The 17,170-nt window shown below is 74.9% G+C and carries 18 protein-coding genes; 15 read left to right on the forward strand and 3 right to left on the reverse strand.

What is annotated here, in order from left to right; translation table 11 throughout:
* Positions 1 to 7: 7 nt before the first annotated feature.
* Positions 8 to 553, reverse strand: a complete 546-nt coding sequence (locus FB380_RS09545; protein ID WP_166754857.1) for a type 1 glutamine amidotransferase domain-containing protein — start codon at positions 551 to 553, stop codon at positions 8 to 10.
* A gap of 58 nt (positions 554 to 611) precedes the next feature.
* On the opposite strand from FB380_RS09545, the gene proC reads away from it, so the two are divergent.
* The 5 genes from proC (at position 612) to FB380_RS09570 (ending at position 4,475) form a co-directional block, all read left to right on the forward strand.
* On the forward strand, positions 612 to 1,442 hold the full coding sequence (proC, locus tag FB380_RS09550) for a pyrroline-5-carboxylate reductase (RefSeq protein ID WP_166754858.1): 831 nt from the start codon (positions 612 to 614) through the stop codon (positions 1,440 to 1,442).
* Between the two features lie 288 nt (positions 1,443 to 1,730).
* Positions 1,731 to 2,069, forward strand: a complete 339-nt coding sequence (locus FB380_RS26325; RefSeq protein ID WP_229681855.1) for a helix-turn-helix domain-containing protein — start codon at positions 1,731 to 1,733, stop codon at positions 2,067 to 2,069.
* A gap of 268 nt (positions 2,070 to 2,337) precedes the next feature.
* Positions 2,338 to 2,436: a 30S ribosomal protein bS22 gene (locus tag FB380_RS09560; protein WP_012854759.1), complete on the forward strand. Its 99-nt coding sequence runs from the start codon at positions 2,338 to 2,340 to the stop codon at positions 2,434 to 2,436.
* A 10-nt stretch (positions 2,437 to 2,446) separates the two neighbouring features.
* On the forward strand, positions 2,447 to 3,577 hold the full coding sequence (locus FB380_RS09565; RefSeq protein WP_166754859.1) for an NAD-dependent epimerase/dehydratase family protein: 1,131 nt from the start codon (positions 2,447 to 2,449) through the stop codon (positions 3,575 to 3,577).
* On the forward strand, positions 3,570 to 4,475 hold the full coding sequence (locus tag FB380_RS09570; protein ID WP_166754860.1) for a lysophospholipid acyltransferase family protein: 906 nt from the start codon (positions 3,570 to 3,572) through the stop codon (positions 4,473 to 4,475). The genes FB380_RS09565 and FB380_RS09570 overlap by 8 nt, the downstream gene beginning before the upstream one ends.
* 330 nt (positions 4,476 to 4,805) lie before the next feature.
* On the opposite strand, the gene FB380_RS09575 is transcribed toward FB380_RS09570, so the two are convergent.
* Both FB380_RS09575 and FB380_RS09580 read right to left on the reverse strand, forming a co-directional pair.
* Positions 4,806 to 5,717, reverse strand: coding sequence for an HAD family hydrolase (locus tag FB380_RS09575; RefSeq protein WP_166754861.1), 912 nt, complete (start codon positions 5,715 to 5,717; stop codon positions 4,806 to 4,808).
* Positions 5,718 to 5,793: 76 nt separating this feature from the next.
* Positions 5,794 to 6,447: a sigma-70 family RNA polymerase sigma factor gene (locus FB380_RS09580; RefSeq protein WP_166754862.1), complete on the reverse strand. Its 654-nt coding sequence runs from the start codon at positions 6,445 to 6,447 to the stop codon at positions 5,794 to 5,796.
* A 154-nt stretch (positions 6,448 to 6,601) separates the two neighbouring features.
* On the opposite strand from FB380_RS09580, the gene FB380_RS09585 reads away from it, so the two are divergent.
* From FB380_RS09585 to FB380_RS09630, 10 genes are all read left to right on the forward strand, one after another.
* Entirely contained in the window at positions 6,602 to 8,266 is a 1,665-nt protein-coding gene (locus FB380_RS09585; RefSeq protein ID WP_166754863.1) for an AMP-binding protein, read from the forward strand.
* Positions 8,259 to 8,519 carry a glutaredoxin family protein gene (locus tag FB380_RS09590; protein ID WP_166754864.1) on the forward strand — a complete coding sequence of 87 codons (261 nt, stop codon included), beginning with the start codon at positions 8,259 to 8,261 and terminating at the stop codon, positions 8,517 to 8,519. Before FB380_RS09585 ends, FB380_RS09590 begins: the two co-directional genes overlap by 8 nt.
* 277 nt (positions 8,520 to 8,796) lie before the next feature.
* A complete protein-coding gene (locus FB380_RS09595; RefSeq protein WP_166754865.1) occupies positions 8,797 to 9,486 on the forward strand; it encodes a redox-sensing transcriptional repressor Rex in 690 nt (229 codons plus the stop codon).
* Positions 9,483 to 10,901: a glutamyl-tRNA reductase gene (locus FB380_RS09600; protein ID WP_166754866.1), complete on the forward strand. Its 1,419-nt coding sequence runs from the start codon at positions 9,483 to 9,485 to the stop codon at positions 10,899 to 10,901. Before FB380_RS09595 ends, FB380_RS09600 begins: the two co-directional genes overlap by 4 nt.
* Complete coding sequence (gene hemC / locus FB380_RS09605; protein ID WP_166754867.1) at positions 10,898 to 11,836, forward strand: hydroxymethylbilane synthase; 939 nt, start codon at positions 10,898 to 10,900, stop codon at positions 11,834 to 11,836. The genes FB380_RS09600 and hemC overlap by 4 nt, the downstream gene beginning before the upstream one ends.
* Before the next feature lie 112 nt (positions 11,837 to 11,948).
* On the forward strand, positions 11,949 to 13,508 hold the full coding sequence (locus tag FB380_RS09610; RefSeq protein WP_166754868.1) for a bifunctional uroporphyrinogen-III C-methyltransferase/uroporphyrinogen-III synthase: 1,560 nt from the start codon (positions 11,949 to 11,951) through the stop codon (positions 13,506 to 13,508).
* Positions 13,505 to 14,503, forward strand: coding sequence for a porphobilinogen synthase (gene hemB / locus FB380_RS09615; protein WP_166754869.1), 999 nt, complete (start codon positions 13,505 to 13,507; stop codon positions 14,501 to 14,503). The genes FB380_RS09610 and hemB overlap by 4 nt, the downstream gene beginning before the upstream one ends.
* Positions 14,504 to 14,605: 102 nt before the next feature.
* Positions 14,606 to 15,970 carry a glutamate-1-semialdehyde 2,1-aminomutase gene (hemL, locus tag FB380_RS09620; RefSeq protein WP_166754870.1) on the forward strand — a complete coding sequence of 455 codons (1,365 nt, stop codon included), beginning with the start codon at positions 14,606 to 14,608 and terminating at the stop codon, positions 15,968 to 15,970.
* Entirely contained in the window at positions 15,967 to 16,602 is a 636-nt protein-coding gene (locus tag FB380_RS09625) for a histidine phosphatase family protein (RefSeq protein WP_229681856.1), read from the forward strand. Before hemL ends, FB380_RS09625 begins: the two co-directional genes overlap by 4 nt.
* Positions 16,595 to 17,170: a TlpA family protein disulfide reductase gene (locus FB380_RS09630; protein WP_166754871.1), complete on the forward strand. Its 576-nt coding sequence runs from the start codon at positions 16,595 to 16,597 to the stop codon at positions 17,168 to 17,170. Before FB380_RS09625 ends, FB380_RS09630 begins: the two co-directional genes overlap by 8 nt.

The following is a 17,170-nucleotide window of genomic DNA, read 5'->3' on the forward strand; positions in this document are numbered from 1 at the left end:
TGCCCGGTCAGCCCGCGGCGGCGAACTGCTGGACGAGGGTGCGCCCGAACGCCGGCAGGTCGTCGGGGTTGCGGCTGGTGGTCAGGTTGCCGTCCACGACGACCTCCTCGTCCACCCACTCGGCGCCGGCGTTGCGCAGGTCGGTCTGCAGCGAGGGCCACGAGGTCATCCGGCGCCCACGGACGACGTCGGCCTCGGCGAGCACCCACGGCGCGTGGCAGATGGCGGCCACCGGCTTGCCGGCGTCGAAGAAGGCCTTCACGAACCGCACGGCCGACTGGTCGGCGCGCACGAAGTCGCCGTTGATCACGCCGCCGGGCAGCACGAGCGCGTCGTAGCCGGCGGGGTCGGCATCGGACAGCGCGACGTCGACGTCCTTGGTGTCGCCCTTGTCGATGTGCTGGTAGGCGGTGATCGTGCCGGTCTGGAGCCCGACGAGCTCCGGCCGCGCGCCGGCGTCGACCAGCGCCTGCCAGGGCTGGTCCAGCTCGGCCTGCTCGACCCCGTCGGTGGCGAGCACGGCCACCCGCTTGCCGTTCAGTTCTCCGGACATGGCCGGGCGCTACCCGGCTCCTCCGGGCCACACACGTCCGGGCGCTACGGTCGCGGACATGATCGATGCAGGGCACGCGGGTCCCGACGCACGGCTGGCCGTCATCGGCGGCGGCAAGATCGGCGAGGCACTGCTCGCCGGCCTGGTCCGGCAGGCCGGGGACGGGGAGGGGTTCCTGGTCGTGGAACGCAGCCCCGAGCGGGCTGCCGAGCTGACCGACCGGTACGGCGTCGGCACCACCGACCTCGCCGGGGCGGCCGCGCGGGCCCGGGTGCTGCTGCTGGCCGTGAAGCCGCAGGACATCGACGCACTGCTGGCGGCGCTGGGCCCGCACGTGACCCCGGACCACCTGGTGGTGTCCGTGGCGGCGGGGGTGCCCACCAGCCGGGTCGAGGCCGCCCTCCCGGCGGGCACCCCGGTCGTGCGGGTCATGCCGAACACGCCGGCGCTGGTCGACGCGGGGATGAGCGTGCTCTCGGCCGGGGCGCACGCGACCGAGGCACACCTGGACGAGGCGGAGGCGCTGCTGCTGCCAGTGGGTCAGGTGCGCCGGGTGCCGGAGGGCCAGCAGGATGCCGTGACCGCCCTGTCGGGCAGCGGTCCGGCCTACTTCTTCTTCCTGGTCGAGGCGATGATCGACGCCGGCATCCTGCTCGGCCTGCCCCGCTCGCTCGCCGCCGACCTGATCGTGCAGACCGCCTACGGCGCCGCGGTCATGCTGCGCGACTCCGGTGAGCACCCGGTGCAGCTGCGGGAGGCGGTCACCAGCCCCGGCGGGACGACGATCGCTGCCATCCGGGAGCTGGAGCGGCACGGCGTGCGGGCCGCGCTGATCGCCGCGATCGAGGCGGCGCACCAGCGCTCCGTGGAGCTCGGCCGCCCCTCCTGACCCGCTGGCGCAGCCCTGAATCACACGCGTGTGGTTTTCCACAGAATTCTGTGGAGAACCGCCCCTCCGGAACGTGTCGACTTGGGGACAACACGCCGTGACGGGTGTGTCACGCGGTGTTTCTGTCCACTTGTGCCCAGGACGGACCGGTCCGCCTGTCCGATTCACCCATCGCTTCCGTCACTCCAATCCCCTTACGCTCTGTTCCAGCGCATGAGCGTTCTGTTCGCCGGTGGGGAAGCCGGTGGCCGCACATGGTGCTGAGAACCGGAGTTGATCATCGTGACCATGCCCCAGCGCGCCGCCGTCCAGACCGTCCGTCCGGGCGTCCCGATGCCCCGCCAGATGGGCCGGCCGATCTCGGCCGCCTCGATGGCCCGCCCGGTCCCCGCGGCGCACCCGGCCGCCATGCCGATCGGCCGCCCGGCCGCCGTCCCGGCGCCCCGCGCCGCAGTCTCGTTCCTGACCGTCGCCGAGGTCGCCGCCCTGATGCGCGTCTCGAAGATGACGGTCTACCGGCTGGTCCACGGCGGCGAGCTCTCCGCCGTCCGCGTGGGTCGTTCCTTCCGGGTGCCCGAGCGCGCCGTCCACGAGTACCTGCGCGACGCGTACACCGACATCGCCTGAGCGAGGACCTCGTCCGCCTCGCGACGAGGCCAGGTCCTCGCCTCCTCCGCTCGTGGAGGCACCTGTGAGGCCGCACTCCAGCACGTCGCCGGGCGGGCCGCCCGTCCGGTGGCACCCGCCGGGTAGTCTCGGGTGCTGAGCGGCGCCGCCCCCCGGGGCGGGCCGCGCACGAGCTGATCACCTCGCCCGGCGCCCGGACCACGGATCCGCGTGACCACCCCGGTCACCACCCCCGGCCGCCGAGCGACGACGACGTCGGGAGCGGGACATGGGTTCTGTCATCAAGAAGCGCCGCAAGCGGATGGCGAAGAAGAAGCACCGCAAGCTGCTCAAGAAGACCCGCGTCCAGCGGCGCAACAAGAAGTGAGCTGACGCTCGTGCCGCCCGCGGTCGTCCTCGTCACCGGCGTCAGCCGGTGGCTGGGCGGCGCGCTGGCGGCCGAGCTCGCAGCTGACCCGGCCATCGACCGGGTCATCGGGGTGGACACCGTCCCCCCGGCCCCCGAGGTGCTCCGCCGCCTCGGCCGCACCGAGTTCGTCCGCGCCGACATCCGCAGCCCGTTGATCGGGAAGGTGATCGAGTCGGCGTCCGTGGACACCGTCGTCCACATGAACATCAGCGCCACGCCGGCCGGTGCCGGTGGGCGGGTGTCGATGAAGGAGCTCAACGTCATCGGCACCATGCAGTTGCTGGCTGCCTGTCAGCGTTCTCCGGCGGTCCGCCGGCTGGTCCTCAAGAGCACCAGCGCGGTCTACGGCGCCAGTTCCCGGGACCCTGCGGTCTTCACCGAGACCATGCAGGCCCGGCGGGTGCCCGGCGGTGGCTTCGCCAAGGACAGCCTCGACATCGAGGGGTACGTCCGCGCCTTCGCCCGCCGCCGTCCCGACGTGGGCGTCGCCGTATTGCGCTTCACCAACTTGATCGGCCCGCGGATCGACTCGCTGCTGTCCGGGTTCCTCCGGATGCCCGTCGTCCCGACCGCGCTGGGGCACGACGCCCGGCTGCAGCTCCTCCACGAGGACGACGCCGTGGCCGTGCTCACCCGGGCTGCCACCGGCGACTTCGTCGGCACCGTGAACGTCGGCGCCTCCGGCACGCTGCTGCTCTCCCAGGCGATCCGCCGGCTCGGCCGCGTCGCGCTGCCGCTGCCCGAGCCCGCGATGGGCTCCCTCGGCCGGACCACCCGCTGGGCCCGTCTGGTCGACTGGTCGCCGGAGCAGATGCGCTTCCTGAACTTCGGCCGGGTCATCGACACCCGGGTGCTGCGCGAGGAGTTCGGCTACACGCCGCGGTACAGCACTGCCGAGACCCTCGCCGACTACGGGCGCAGCCTGACCCCGGTCGTCCGCGCCGAGCTCGTCGACGACGTCACGGCCTCCGCGCGGTCGGTGCTGGGTTCGGTCGCCGGTGGCGTGCACGCCGTGCAGGGCGTCGTCGACAGCGTGGCCGGTCGGCGCCGCAGTGCCGCGCCCTCGGTCCCTGGTCTGCGGGCGGTGCGCGATGCCTGAGGCCCGGGTGATCCCGTTGCGGCCCGACGACGACCCGCCACCGCCGCCGGGGGCCCCTCCGGGCTGGGACGAGCAGCTGGCCGGTGGCCTGGAGTTCCTGCGGCGCCGGCTGACCGGTGAGTACGACACCGACGAGTTCGGCTTCGACCCCGACCTCACCGACCACCTGCTGCTGCCGGGGCTGCGCCCGCTGTTCCAGCGCTGGTTCCGGGTGGAGACCCAAGGGCTGGAGAACGTGCCCGACGTCGGCGGCGCCCTGGTGGTGGCCAACCACTCGGGCACGATCCCGGTCGATGCGCTGATGGCCACGGTGGCGCTGCACGACGAGCACCCCGCGGCTCGCCGGCTGCGGCTGCTCGGCGCCGACCTGGTCTTCCAGGTGCCCTTCATCGGCTCCCTGGCGCGCAAGCTGGGCGTCACGCTGGCCTGCAACGAGGACGCCGAGCGGCTGCTGTCCGATGGTGAGCTGGTGGGCGTCTTCCCCGAGGGCTTCAAGGGCGTCGGCAAGCCGTTCCACGAGCGGTACACCCTGCAGCGGTTCGGGCGCGGGGGTTTCGTCAGTGCCGCGCTGCGGACGGGCTCCCCGATCGTGCCGTGCGCGATCGTGGGGGCCGAGGAGATCTACCCGATGATCGGCAACGCGCGCACCGCTGCCCGCCTGCTCGGGCTGCCGTACTTCCCGATCACCCCGACCTTCCCGCTGCTGGGGCCGCTCGGCGCGGTGCCGCTGCCGTCGAAGTGGTTCATCGCCTTCGGCGAGCCGATCGAGACCGCGTCCTACGGCCCGGCCGCAGCCGACGACCCCATGGTCGTCTTCAACCTGACCGACCAGGTCCGCGAGACCATCCAGCACTCCCTCTACCGCCTCCTCCTCCAGCGCAGATCCGTCTTCAGCTAGCCAGCGGGTCGAGGGAGGGGACCCCCGATCGCACTCCCGGCGCAGCCGGGCGCGACGACGGGGGCCGAAGGCCCCCAGAGGAAGTGCAGGCAGCGCCTCCACGCAGGCCGGGCACGGCACATCCGGGCGGGGGCCCGCAGGGTCCCCCGAGGTGGCCCGGGAAGGGGCTCAGCGAGACCGGGGCACGCCCCCTGGTCGCGGGGCAGGAGACGCGACGAAGTCGCGGGCCCGCCGAGCGGGGGCCCGGAGGGTCCCCCGAGGTGGGCCGGCAAACGGCTCAGCGCGGAGGGGGCACGGCCATTGGCCGCGGTGTCATCCGGAGGATGACCATCAGAACGGCCAGTGGTTGCGCCGGCGCAGGGAGATGAGCCCGCCGACGACGCCGCCGGAGAGGGCGGCGACACCCACCGTGGGCACGCCGATCTTGGCGGCCTTGCGTCCGGTCCGGTAGTCCTTGATCGTCCAGCCGCGGGAGCGGGCGACGGCGCGCAGCTCGGAGTCGGGGTTCACCGCGACCGCGGTGCCCACCAGGGTCAGCATGGGCAGGTCGTTGGTGGAGTCGCTGTAGGCGGTGCAGCGGGTCAGGTCCAGGCCCTCGCGCTCGGCGATCGCCCGCACGGCCTGCGCCTTGGACTCCCCGTGCATCATCTCGCCGACCAGCCGGCCGGTGTAGCGGCCGTCGACGATCTCGGAGACGGTGCCCAGCGCGCCGGTCAGGCCGAGGCGGTGGGCGATGATCGAGGCGAGCTCGACCGGGGTCGCGGTGACGAGCCAGACCCGCTGGCCGGCGTCCAGGTGCTGCTGGGCGAGGTTGCGGGTGCCCGACCAGATCCGGTCGGCCATCAGCTCGTCGTAGATCTCCTCGCTGGCGTCGACGATCTCCTGCACCTCGCGGCCGGCGACGAACGCGAGGGCGTTGTCCCGGACGGTGTGCATGTCGGTCGCGCTCTCGCTGCCGGCGACCCGGAACTTGGCCTGCTGCCAGACGAAGGAGGCGACGTCGCGGCTGGTGAAGTACTTGCGGGCGGCCAGCCCGCGGGCGAACCAGAACAGCGAGGCGCCCATCATCATCGTGTTGTCGACGTCGAAGAACGCCGCGGCCGTGCGGTCGGGCGCCGGGGCGGTGGCCTCGGTCTCGGCTGCGGCGGCCGAGGCGGCACCGGCGACGAGCGCGCGGGCCTCGTCGTCCTCGAGTTCGACGGGGGTGCGCGCCCGGCGGCCCCGGAAGTGCACTCGGACCATCCCGCACCACCTCCCCGGTGTGACTCCGACCGTCGGCCGCCATCTCGCTGACCGTCACTGCGACCCTAGCGCCGGGTCACCCTCCGGTGGCCGGTCCGTCGGGGAGCAGTGCGGCCAGGCGGCGTACCGCCCGGTGCTGCAGCGCCTTGACCGCCCCGTCCTTGCGGCCCATGGCCGTGGCGGTCTCGGACACCGAGAGCCCCTGGAAGAAGCGCAGCTCGACGCACCGGCGCTGGTCGGCGGACAGCTGCTGGACGCCGGCCCGCAGGTCCACGTCGGCCAACCGCTGCAGGACGGCGTCCTCGGGGCCGGCGGTGGCCTGGTCGGCGTCCCGCATGTCGGCGGTGAGGACCTCCAGCCGGTGCCGGCCGCTCTTCACGTGGTCCAGTGCGATGTTGCGGGCGATGCTGATCAGCCAGGCCGCGACGTCGCGCCCCTGGTAGGTCAGCGAGTCGATCCGGCGGAGGGCGCGGGCGAAGGTCTCGCTGGTGAGGTCCTCGGCGGTGGCCTGGTCCGCGACCCGGCGGGACAGGTAGCGGTGGACGACGTCGGCGTACCGGTCGTAGAGCTCACCGAACCCGTCGGCGTCTCCGGACTGCGCCCGGTCCACGAGCGCCCAGACCTCGACCTCGGCCGGGGTCGGCTCGCCGCTCCGGCGCGGCCGGGGGACGACGTGCGACCGCGCCGGGGACCCCAGGGACGGCGACGTGACGGACGGGAGAGGGCTCATGCCGCTGTCGGACCTCCCCCATCCCCGCCGAGTCGTCTGTCTGGTCGCCACGCAGCCATGGAACGGTGCGGTCCGCGGCCCATGGTGACAACATCGTGCCGCTGCGTCCACGTCCCCGCCGTCCGAGACGGCTGCTGCCCCGCGGAGGTCTGTCGTGTCGGTCGATCCAGCACCGCACGATCGGGACGGTCAGGAGCAGGGCGGTGCGGTGCGCTCGTTCTCCGCGCTCGTCCGGCGCGCGGCCGCGGGCCACGGGGACGCGCCGGCGGTGGTGCACGGCGCGCGCCGGCTGACCTGGTCGGAGGTCGACGCCCTGACCGACCGGGCGGCCGCGGGGTACGTCGAGCGGGGTCTGCGCACCGGTGACCGGGTGGCGGTGCAGCTGCCCAACGGCGTGGACTGGCTGGTCGCGGTGATGGGCGCGCTGCGGGCCGGGCTGGTCGTCGTCCCGGTCAACACCGCCTACACCGACCCGGAGGTCACCCACCTGCTGACCGACTCCGGTGCACGGCTGCTCGTGGTGACGGGGGAGCGGCCGGAGCTGGCCGGCGTCCCGGTGGTCGTCGGGCCCCCGGCCGCCGACGGCCCGCCGCCGGCCGACCCGGACGACCCCGGCGCGCTGGCCCTGCTGGCCTACACCAGCGGCACCACCGGCCGCCCGCGCGGCGCGATGCTGACCCACGCGGCCCTGCTGGCCAACCAGCAGCAGTGCCTGGCGCTGGACCCGCCGCCGGTGCGGGCCGGTGACCGCGTCCTGCTGGCCCTGCCGCTGTTCCACGTCTACGGCTTCAACAGCGGCTGGGGGCTGGTTGCGGCCACCGGTGCGTGTGCCGTGGTGCTGGAGGAGTTCGACCCGGCGGCGTCCCTGGCGCTGATGGCCGCCGAGGAGGTGTCGGCGGTGCCGGGTGCCCCGCCGATGTACGCCGCCTGGCTGGCGGTGGCCGACGCGGCCGGGAGCGACGCCGTGCTCCGCCGCGGGTTCGCCGCCGTCCGGACGGCGAGCTGCGGTGCCGCCCCGATGCCCGGTGCGCTGTTCGAGGCGATGCGCACCCGCGCCGCGGTGACGGTCTGGGAGGGCTACGGGCTGACCGAGGCCGCCCCGGTGCTGGCCAGCACCCTGGCCACCGGGCGGGCGAAGCCAGAGTGCATCGGCGGTCCGCTGCCCGGCGTGGAGCTGGTGCTGCGCGACACCGCCGGCGGGCCGACGGCCGGGCCGGACCCGGGCAGCCGGGTGCGGGCGGACGTGTTCGGCGACCCGTTCGGCGACGAGGACGCCGACGGGGAGACCGGCGAGATCTGCGTGCGCGGCCCCAACCTGTTCGGCGGCTACTGGCCCGACGGGGCCGACGGCCCGGACGCCGACGGCTGGCTGCTCACCGGCGACATCGCCTACCGCGACGCCGAGGGCGACCTCAAGCTGGTCGATCGGCGCCGGGACCTGGTGCTGGTCAGCGGCTTCAACGTCTACCCGGGCGAGGTGGAGCGGGTCCTCGGCGAGCACCCGGAGGTGGCCGAGAGCGCGGTGATCGGCGTGCCGGACCAGCGCAGCGGCGAGGCGGTGCACGCCGTCGTCGTCCGCACCCCGGGCGCGGAGGTGACCGAGGAGCAGCTCCGCGAGCACGCCGGTCGGTCGCTGGCCCGGTTCAAGGTGCCGGTGGCCGTCCACTTCGTGCCCGAGCTGCCGCACTCCCTGGCCGGCAAGGTCAGCCGGGCCCGGCTCCGCGAGCTCGGGCTGGAGCGGGCCGCGGCCGCGGCGGACGCCGAACCGTCGGCCGCGGCGGCGGCCGAGCCGTCGACCACGGAGGGATCGGATGACTGAGCCGGCACCTCGGCTGCAGCTGCTCACCCGCGAGGGCTGCCACCTCTGCGTCATCGCCGCGGAGACGCTCACCCGGATCGCCGGGGAGGCCGGCCTGGGCGTCTCGCTGGTCGACGTCGACACCGACACCGAGCTGCGGATCGAGTACGGCGACCGCGTGCCGGTGGTGCTGCTGGACGGCCGGGAGCACAGCCACTTCACCGTCGACGTCCCGCGGTTGCGCAGCGACCTGGGCATCCCCTCGCCGCACTGACCCGCACGGGCCGACCACCGGGTGCGCCGCGGTCGGCGGCCGGTGAGATGCTGGACACCCGTCCGGGTGCACCGGGGCCCGCCACGGGCGTGGTCTCCACCACAGCGGGCGGCTGCGACCTGCGGCAACGCCCTCGGCGACTTTGTTCAGGCGTTCACAAGCGGTTACCGTGGCGTTTGCCGGGTGCCGACGTGCCCGTCTCCCTGACCTGTCTGAGTCTCCCCGATCGTCCCCGGCCCGGCCGGGGGGTGCGGTCGGACCGCTGTGGAGTCTGCCCGTGTCCCAGTCGCGGCCCCGGATCATCCCGGAGGCCACCGTTGCCCGGTTGGCCGTGTACCTGAGGGTGCTGGCCGGCCTCGCCGACGGCGGTCGCAGTCACGTCTCCTCCGGCGAGCTAGCCTCGGCGGCCGGGGTGAACCCCGCCGGTCTCCGCAAGGACCTCTCCTACCTGGGCCCCTGCGGCGTCCGTGGGGTCGGGTACTCGGTCGCGGGCCTGCGGGACCGGCTCACCGACGCCCTGGGCGGGGAGCGTTCCCGGCCCTGCGTGCTCATCGGGATCGGCCGGCTGGGGTCGGCGCTGGCCGACTACGCCGGGTTCGCCAGCCGGGGCTTCGAGTTCGTCGGGCTGCTGGACACCGACCCCGCCACCGTCGGGCACCAGGTCGGTGGCCTCCGGGTCCGCCCGGTGGAGGAGCTGGAGGCCGTCGTCGCCGAGACCCGGGCGACCATCGGCGTCATCACGACACCGGCCGAGGTGGCCCAGTCGGTCTGCGACCGGCTGGTCTCGGTCGGGGTGAGGAGCATCTTGAACTTCGCGCCGGTGGCGTTGACGGTCCCTGCGGGTGTCGACGTCCGCAAGGTCGACCTGTCCGTGGAGCTGCAGGTGCTGGCCTTCCTGGACCAACAGCGCCACGGGACGCCGCCACTGCTGGCCCCGCTGCGGGCCGCCCAGGGGGCAGCGCGATGAGCCTGCTCGCGGTCGGCATCAGCCACCAGACCGCGCCGGTCGCCCTGCTCGAGCAGGTGAGCATGACCGGCGACGACAAGGTCAAGACCCTGCACGAGCTGGTCGAGAGCGACCACGTCTCCGAGGCCATCGTGCTGGCCACCTGCAACCGGATCGAGGTCTTCGCCGAGGTCGACCGCTTCCACGGCGGGATCACCGACGTCAGCCGGGTGCTCGCCCGGCACGCCGGCGCGACCGTGGAGGAGCTCTCCCCGTACGTCACCGTCTACTACGAGGACCAGGCGATCGGGCACCTGTGCACCGTCGCCGCGGGCCTGGACTCGATGGTCGTCGGCGAGACCCAGGTGCTCGGGCAGCTGCGCGCGGCCTACGCCCTGGCCCAGGAGGAGGGCACGGTCGGGCGCGAGCTGCACCCGATCGCCCAGCGGGCGCTGCGCGTGGGCAAGCGCGTGCACGCCGAGACCGGCATCGACCGGGCCGGCGCCTCGCTGGTCTCGGTGGCCCTGGACCGGGTCTCCGAGACCCTCGGTGCGCTCGACGGCCGCCCGGTGCTGGTTGTCGGGGCCGGGTCGATGGGCGCGCTGGCCGCGACCACCCTGGCCCGCCGCGGCGCGGCGGTCACCGTCAGCAGCCGGACGCCGGCCAGCGCCGCCCGCCTGGCCGAGACGATCGGCGGCCGGCAGGCCGACCTCGAGCAGCTGCCCGACGAGCTCCCCGCGGCCGACGTCCTGGTCACCTGCACCGGCGCCACCGGCACGGTCATCGGCACCGACCTGGTCGAGCAGGCGCTCGGCGGGCGGGCGGACCGGCCGCTGGTGATCGTCGACCTCGCCCTCCCGCGCGACGTCGACGCCGCGGTCGCGGGCCTGCCCGGGGTGCACGTCGTGGACCTGGCGATGCTGCAGGGCGAGCGCGCTGCGCACCCCGGCGTGCCGGTGGCCGGCTCCGTGGCCGCCGACGACATCGCCGCCGCGCACGCCCTGGTCGAGCTGGAGACCTCGCTGCTGCGCGCCGAGCGGCAGGCCGCCGCGGTGGCCCCCACCGTCTCGGCGCTGCGCAGCCAGGCCGCCGAGGTGGTCGACGCCGAGCTGCTGCGGCTGTCGACCCGCCTGCCCGACCTGGACGCCAAGGCCCGCAGCGAGATCGCCCGCACCGTGCGCCGGGTGGTCGACAAGCTGCTGCACGAGCCCACCGTCCGCGTGAAGGAGCTGGCCGGTGCCCCTGGCGGCACCGACTACGCCGACGCCCTGCGGGCGCTGTTCGGGCTGGGGCTGTCCGGTGCCACCGACGGGGAGCGCACCAGCCTCTCCGACGCGGTCACCGTGGACCCCGAGCTGCCGGCCGGCACCCCGTTGTCGGCCCTGGACCCGCGGGTCGACGCCGGCCGCGACGGGCGCGGCGGTGGTGCCGCGTGACCGCTCCCCAGTCGCCGCTGCGGCTGGGCACCCGGGCGAGCCAGCTGGCGCTCACCCAGTCCCAGCACGTCGCCGACGCGCTGACCGCGGCCACCGGCGTGCCGGTCGAGCTGGTGCACATCAGCACCTACGGCGACCGGTCCACCGAGGCGATCAACCAGCTCGGCGGCACCGGCGTCTTCGTCACCGCGCTGCGCGACGCCCTGCTGCAGGGCACCGTCGACCTCGCCGTCCACAGCTTCAAGGACCTGCCGACCGCGCCGAGCCCGGGGCTGGTCGTGGCCGCCGTCCCGCCGCGGCAGGACCCCCGCGACGTGCTGGTCGCCCGCGACGGCCTCACCCTCGGCGAGCTGCCCGTCGGCTCGCGGATCGGCACCGGTGCGCCCCGCCGGGTGGCCCAGCTGCGCGCCCTGGGCCTCGGGCTGGAGATCGTGCCGATCCGCGGCAACGTCGAAACCCGGATGGGCCGGGTCACCTCCGGGGACCTGGACGCCGTGGTGCTGGCCCGGGCCGGCCTGGCCCGGCTGGACCGGCTGTCGGCGGTGACCGAGGTGCTCGACCCGATCCAGGTCCTGCCCGCCCCGGCACAGGGTGCCCTCGCCGTGGAGTGCCGAGTCGACGACACCCGGGTCCGGGAGCTGCTGGCCCTGCTCGACGACCCCGCGGCCCGCGCCTGCGTGGCGGCCGAGCGTGCGGTGCTCACCGCGCTGGAGGCCGGGTGCAGCGCCCCGGTGGCCGCGCACGCCGAACTCGCCGAGGGGGAGGACGGCGCCGCGGAGCTCTACCTGCGCGCCTCGGTCACCGCGGTCGACGGCAGCGACGGCCTCCGGAGCTCGATCACCGGGCCCGCCGACACCGCCGCCTCCCTCGGCCGCGACCTGGCCGCCGAGCTGCTGGACCGCGGCGCGGCCGCGCTGATGGCGGCCAGCCGGTGACCGCCCCCCGCGGGGGCCCGGTGACCTCCTCCTGCGGGGGCCATGCCCCCCACCCCATCCGTCCCGTACCACCCGCAGCGACCCCCTCCGGGGGCAGGAACAGGAGCACGCGATGACGCGCTCACGCAAGCAGAACGGCAACGGCAAGGGCACGGTGGTCTTCGTGGGCGCCGGTCCCGGCGACCCGGAGCTGCTGACCGTCCGGGCCAGCGCGGCGATCGCCGGCGCCGACACGGTGCTGGCCGACCCCGAGGTCTCCACCGCCGTCCGCGAGGCGCTGCTGGCGGCCGACCCGGACCTGGAGATCACCACGGTCAGCGGTGAGCCGGCCGAGGTGGCCAAGTCCGCGGTCGCCGCGGCGAAGAACGGCGGCGTCGTCGTCCGGCTGATCGCCGGTGACCCGTTCACCAGCGACGCCGTGGTCAAGGAGGCGCTGGCGGTCACCCGCACCAGCGTCGCGTTCGACGTCGTCCCCGGCGTCGCGGTCGGCACCGCCGTGCCCGCCTACGCCGGCGTCCCGCTGGGTGCCAGTTCGGTGCAGGCGGACCTCCGCAGCCTGGACGCCCCGGTCGACCTGGCGGCGCTCGCCGCCGCGGCGACCGGCACCGGCAGCCCGCTGGTGCTGCAGGCCGACGCCGACCAGGTGGCCACCGCCGCCGTCGGCCTGGTCGACGGCGGCCTGTCCGGCAACACCCCGGTCGTCGTCACGACCCAGGGCACCGGGACGGCGCAGAAGAGCATCGCCGCGAAGCTGGCCGCCGTCGCCGAGAAGTCCGCCGGGCTGGACAGCCTGTCCGGCCCGGTCGTGGTCACCGTCGGCGCCGTGGTCGACAAGCGCGCCAAGCTCTCCTGGTGGGAGAGCCGCCCGCTGTTCGGCTGGCGGGTGCTGGTGCCGCGCACCAAGGAGCAGGCCGGCGACATGAGCGAGCGGCTGCGCGCCTACGGTGCCGTGCCGGTGGAGGTGCCGACGATCGCCGTCGAGCCGCCCCGCAGCCCCGCGCAGATGGACCGCGCGGTCAAGGGCCTGGTGACCGGCCGCTACGGCTGGATCGTGTTCACCTCGACCAACGCGGTGCGCGCCGTCCGGGAGAAGTTCACCGAGCTCGGCCTGGACGCCCGCGCCTTCGCCGGGGTCAAGGTCGCCTGCGTCGGTGAGCAGACCGCCGACGCGGTGCGCGAGTTCGGCATCGTGCCGGAGCTGGTGCCCAGCGGCGAGCAGTCCAGCGAGGGCCTGCTGGCCGACTTCCCGCCGTACGACGACGTCTTCGACCCGATCGACCGGGTGCTGCTGCCCCGCGCCGACATCGCCACCGAGACCCTCGCCGCGGGCCTGAAGGAGCGCGGCTGGGAGATCGACGACGTCACCGCCTACCGCACCGTCCGGGCGGCGCCGCCGCCGGCCGCGGTGCGCGAGGCGATCAAGGGCGGCGGCTTCGACGCGGTCTGCTTCACCTCGTCCTCGACGGTGCGCAACCTGGTCGGCATCGCCGGCAAGCCGCACGCCCGCACCGTCGTCTCGGTGATCGGCCCGGCCACCGCGGCCAGCGCCACCGAGTTCGGCCTGCGGGTGGACGTGCAGCCGGAGACCGCGGCCGTCGGCCCGCTGGTCGACGCGCTGGCCGAGTTCGCCCAGGCCCGCCGGGCCGAGGCGGAGGCCGGGGAGTCGCAGTGACCTCCGGCCAGGGCGGCACGAACCCCGGGTTCGCCCGGGGACGCCGGCTGCGCTCGACCCCGGCCATGCGCCGGTGGACGGCGCAGACCCGGCTGGCCCCGGCCGACCTGGTGCTGCCGGTCTTCGTCAAGGAGGGCATCACCGAGCCGGTGCCGATCAGCTCCATGCCCGGCGTCGTCCAGCACAGCCCCGAGTCGCTGCGGAAGGCCGCCGCCGAGGCGGCCGAGGCGGGGATCAGCGGGCTGATGCTGTTCGGCATCCCGGCGGAGAAGGACGCCGTCGGGTCCCAGGCGGACGCCGCGGACGGGATCGTCAACGTCGCGCTGCAGCAGCTGCGGGCTGACCTCGGCGACGAGCTGGTGCTGATGGCGGACCTGTGCCTGTGCGAGTACACCGACCACGGGCACTGCGGGGTGGTCACGCCCGCAGGGGTCGTGGACAACGACCCGACGCTGGACCGGTACGCCGCGGTCGCGATCGCCCAGGCCCAGGCCGGGGCGCACGTCATCGCCCCCAGCGGGATGATGGACGGCCAGGTCGCGGCGATCCGCGCCGGGCTGGACTCCAGCGGCTCCACCGAGACGCCGATCCTGGCCTACGCCGCCAAGTACGCCTCCGGCTTCTACGGGCCCTTCCGCGAGGCCGCCGAGGGGGCGCCGCAGTTCGGTGACCGCTCGACGTACCAGATGGACCCGCCCAACACCGACGAGGCGCTGCGCGAGGTGGCGCAGGACATCGCCGAGGGCGCGGACGCGGTGATGGTCAAGCCGGCCGGGCCCTACCTGGACATCGTCGCCCGGGTGGCCGACGCCGTCGACGTCCCGGTGAGCGCTTACCAGGTCAGCGGCGAGTACGCGATGGTCGAGGCGGCCGCCGCCCACGGCTGGGTCGACCGCCGGCGGGCGGTCCTGGAGACGCTGACTTCGATCCGACGGGCCGGCGCCGGTTCGGTGCTGACCTACTGGGCGGTCGAGGCCGCCCGCTGGCTGCGCTGAAGCGGTCGCGGGTCGGGCGGCGAGGAGTGGGCACGGAGTGGCGCTGCTCACCGTCCACCCCGCGGGCGGCGCGGACACAGCCGGGCCTGGGACAGTGGGACCGTGACTGAGCCCTACCCGTACGAGGCCCCGGTGTCGGCAGAGCTGTTCGAACGGGCCGGCCGGGTGACGCCCGGCGGCGTGAACTCCCCGGTGCGCGCGTTCCGGGCGGTCGGGGGCACCCCGCGGTTCATGGCCTCGGGCTCGGGTCCGTGGCTGACCGACGTCGACGGCCGCCGCTACGTGGACCTGGTGGCCTCCTGGGGCCCGATGATCCTGGGGCACGCGCACCCCGAGGTCGTGGCCGCCGTCACCGAGGCGGCCCGCCGCGGCTTCACCTTCGGCACGCCCACCGCCGGTGAGGCCGAGCTGGCGGAGGAGATCGTCTCCCGGGTGGCCCCGGTCGAGCGGGTGCGGCTGGTCAACTCCGGCACCGAGGCGGTGCTGTCGGCGGTCCGGCTGGCCCGCGGGTACACCGGCCGCCCGCTGGTGGTGAAGTTCGCCGGCTGCTACCACGGGCACGTCGACGCCCTCCTGGCCTCCGCCGGTTCCGGCGTCGCCACCCTCGGCCTGCCCGACACCCCCGGCGTCACCACCGGGGCGGCCGCGGACACCATCGTGCTGCCCTACAACGACGTCGCCGCGGTCGAGGCGGTGTTCGCCGAGCGCGGCGACCAGATCGCCTGCGTGGTCACCGAGGCGGCCGCCGGCAACATGGGCGTCGTCCCGCCGCTGGACGGGTTCAACGGCCACCTGCGCCGGATCACCGCCGCGCACGGTGCGCTGCTGCTGGTCGACGAGGTGATGACCGGGTTCCGGGTCTCCGGCGCCGGCTGGTACGGCCTGGACCCGGTGGACGCCGACCTGTTCACCTTCGGCAAGGTCATGGGCGGGGGCATGCCGGCCGCGGCGTTCGGCGGCCGCGCCGACGTGATGGACCAGCTGGCCCCCTCCGGGCCGGTCTACCAGGCGGGCACGCTGGCCGGGAACCCGGTGGCGGTGGCGGCCGGGCTGACCACGCTGCGGCTGTGCACCGACGAGGTCTACGAGCGCTGTGACTCCGTGGCGGCCCTCCTGCGGGGTGCCGCCAGCGCGGCGCTGTTCGCCGCCGGGGTGCCGCACCGGGTGCAGCAGGCCGGCTCGATGTTCTCGGTGTTCTTCGTCCCGGACGAGCGCCAGGTGCGCGACTACGACGACGCCCGCAGCCAGGACGTCGCCGCACACACCGCCTTCTTCCACGCCATGCTCGCCCGCGGCGTCTACCTGCCGCCCTCGGCGTTCGAGGCCTGGTTCGTCAGCGCCGCCCTGGACGAGGAGGCGCTCGACCACGTGCTGGCCGCACTGCCCGCCGCCGCCGCGGCCGCCGCGGCCGCCTCGGGCGGCCCCGCCTCGCCCGAGGCGAAGGACACCCTGGAGCTGCAGCCGTGAGCGAGACGACCGTCGTCCACCTGATGCGGCACGGCGAGGTGCACAACCCCGCCGGCGTCCTCTACGGGCGGCTGCCCGGCTACCGGCTGAGCGAGGCCGGCGAGGGCATGGCCCGCACCGCGGCCGCCTGGTTCGCCGACCGCGACGTCACCCACCTGGTGGCCAGCCCGCTGGAGCGGGCGCAGCAGACCGCGCGCCCGATCGCCGACACCCTCGGCCTGGAGATCGCCACGGACGAGCGGCTGATCGAGGCGGGCAACTCCTTCGAGGGCAAGACCTTCGGCGTCGGCGACGGGGCGATGCGGCACCCGGGCAACTGGTGGCGGCTCCGCAACCCGTGGACGCCGTCCTGGGGCGAGCCCTACCGGGAGATCGCCGCCCGGATGCTCGGGGCGATCGACTCCGCGCGGGACGCCGCCCGCGGGCACGCCGCGGTCTGCGTCAGCCACCAGCTGCCGGTCTGGACCGTGCGGCTGCACCTGGAGGGCCGCCGCTACCTGCACGACCCGCGGCGGCGGGAGTGCGGGCTGGCCAGCGTCACCTCCCTCACCTACGACGGCGACCGGCTGGTGCGGCTGGAGTACGCCGAGCCGGCCGGGGCCACCGATCCCGACGCGGTGCCCGGTGCGTAGCCGACTGGTCGCGGCGCTGGGGGTGGCCGCGGTGCTCACCGCCGGCTGCAGCACCGGCGACGACGCGGTGGACGTGACCAACGGCGGTGAGTTCCGGTTCGTGGCCGGCACGCCGTCCGGCGAGGTCATCCCCGAGGCGGAGCGGGCCGGCGCCCCGGGCTTCTCCGGCACGCTGCTCGGCGGCGGGGAGTTCGACTCCGCGGAGCTGGCCGGGGACGTCGCGGTGCTCAACTTCTGGGGTTCGTGGTGCGCGCCCTGCCGGGTGGAGAGCCCGGAGTTCCAGGAGGTCTACACCGAGGTCCGGGACGACGGCGTCGAGTTCCTCGGCCTGAACGTCAAGGACACCGAGCAGCTGGCCACCGCTTTCGTGGAGAGCAAGGGCATCACCTTCCCCTCGCTCTTCGACCCCCGCGGTGAGGTGGCGCTCGCGTTCCGCGACTACCCGGCCGCGGCGATCCCCTCGACGATCGTGCTCGACCGCGAGGGTCGCGTCGCGGCGGTGTACACCGGTGCTGTGCAGCAGGACGACCTGCGCACGGTGATCGCGCAGCTGACCGGGGAGGCCTGA

The organism is Modestobacter marinus (genome assembly GCF_011758655.1).
GTDB classification, from domain to species: Bacteria; Actinomycetota; Actinomycetes; order Mycobacteriales; family Geodermatophilaceae; genus Modestobacter; species Modestobacter marinus.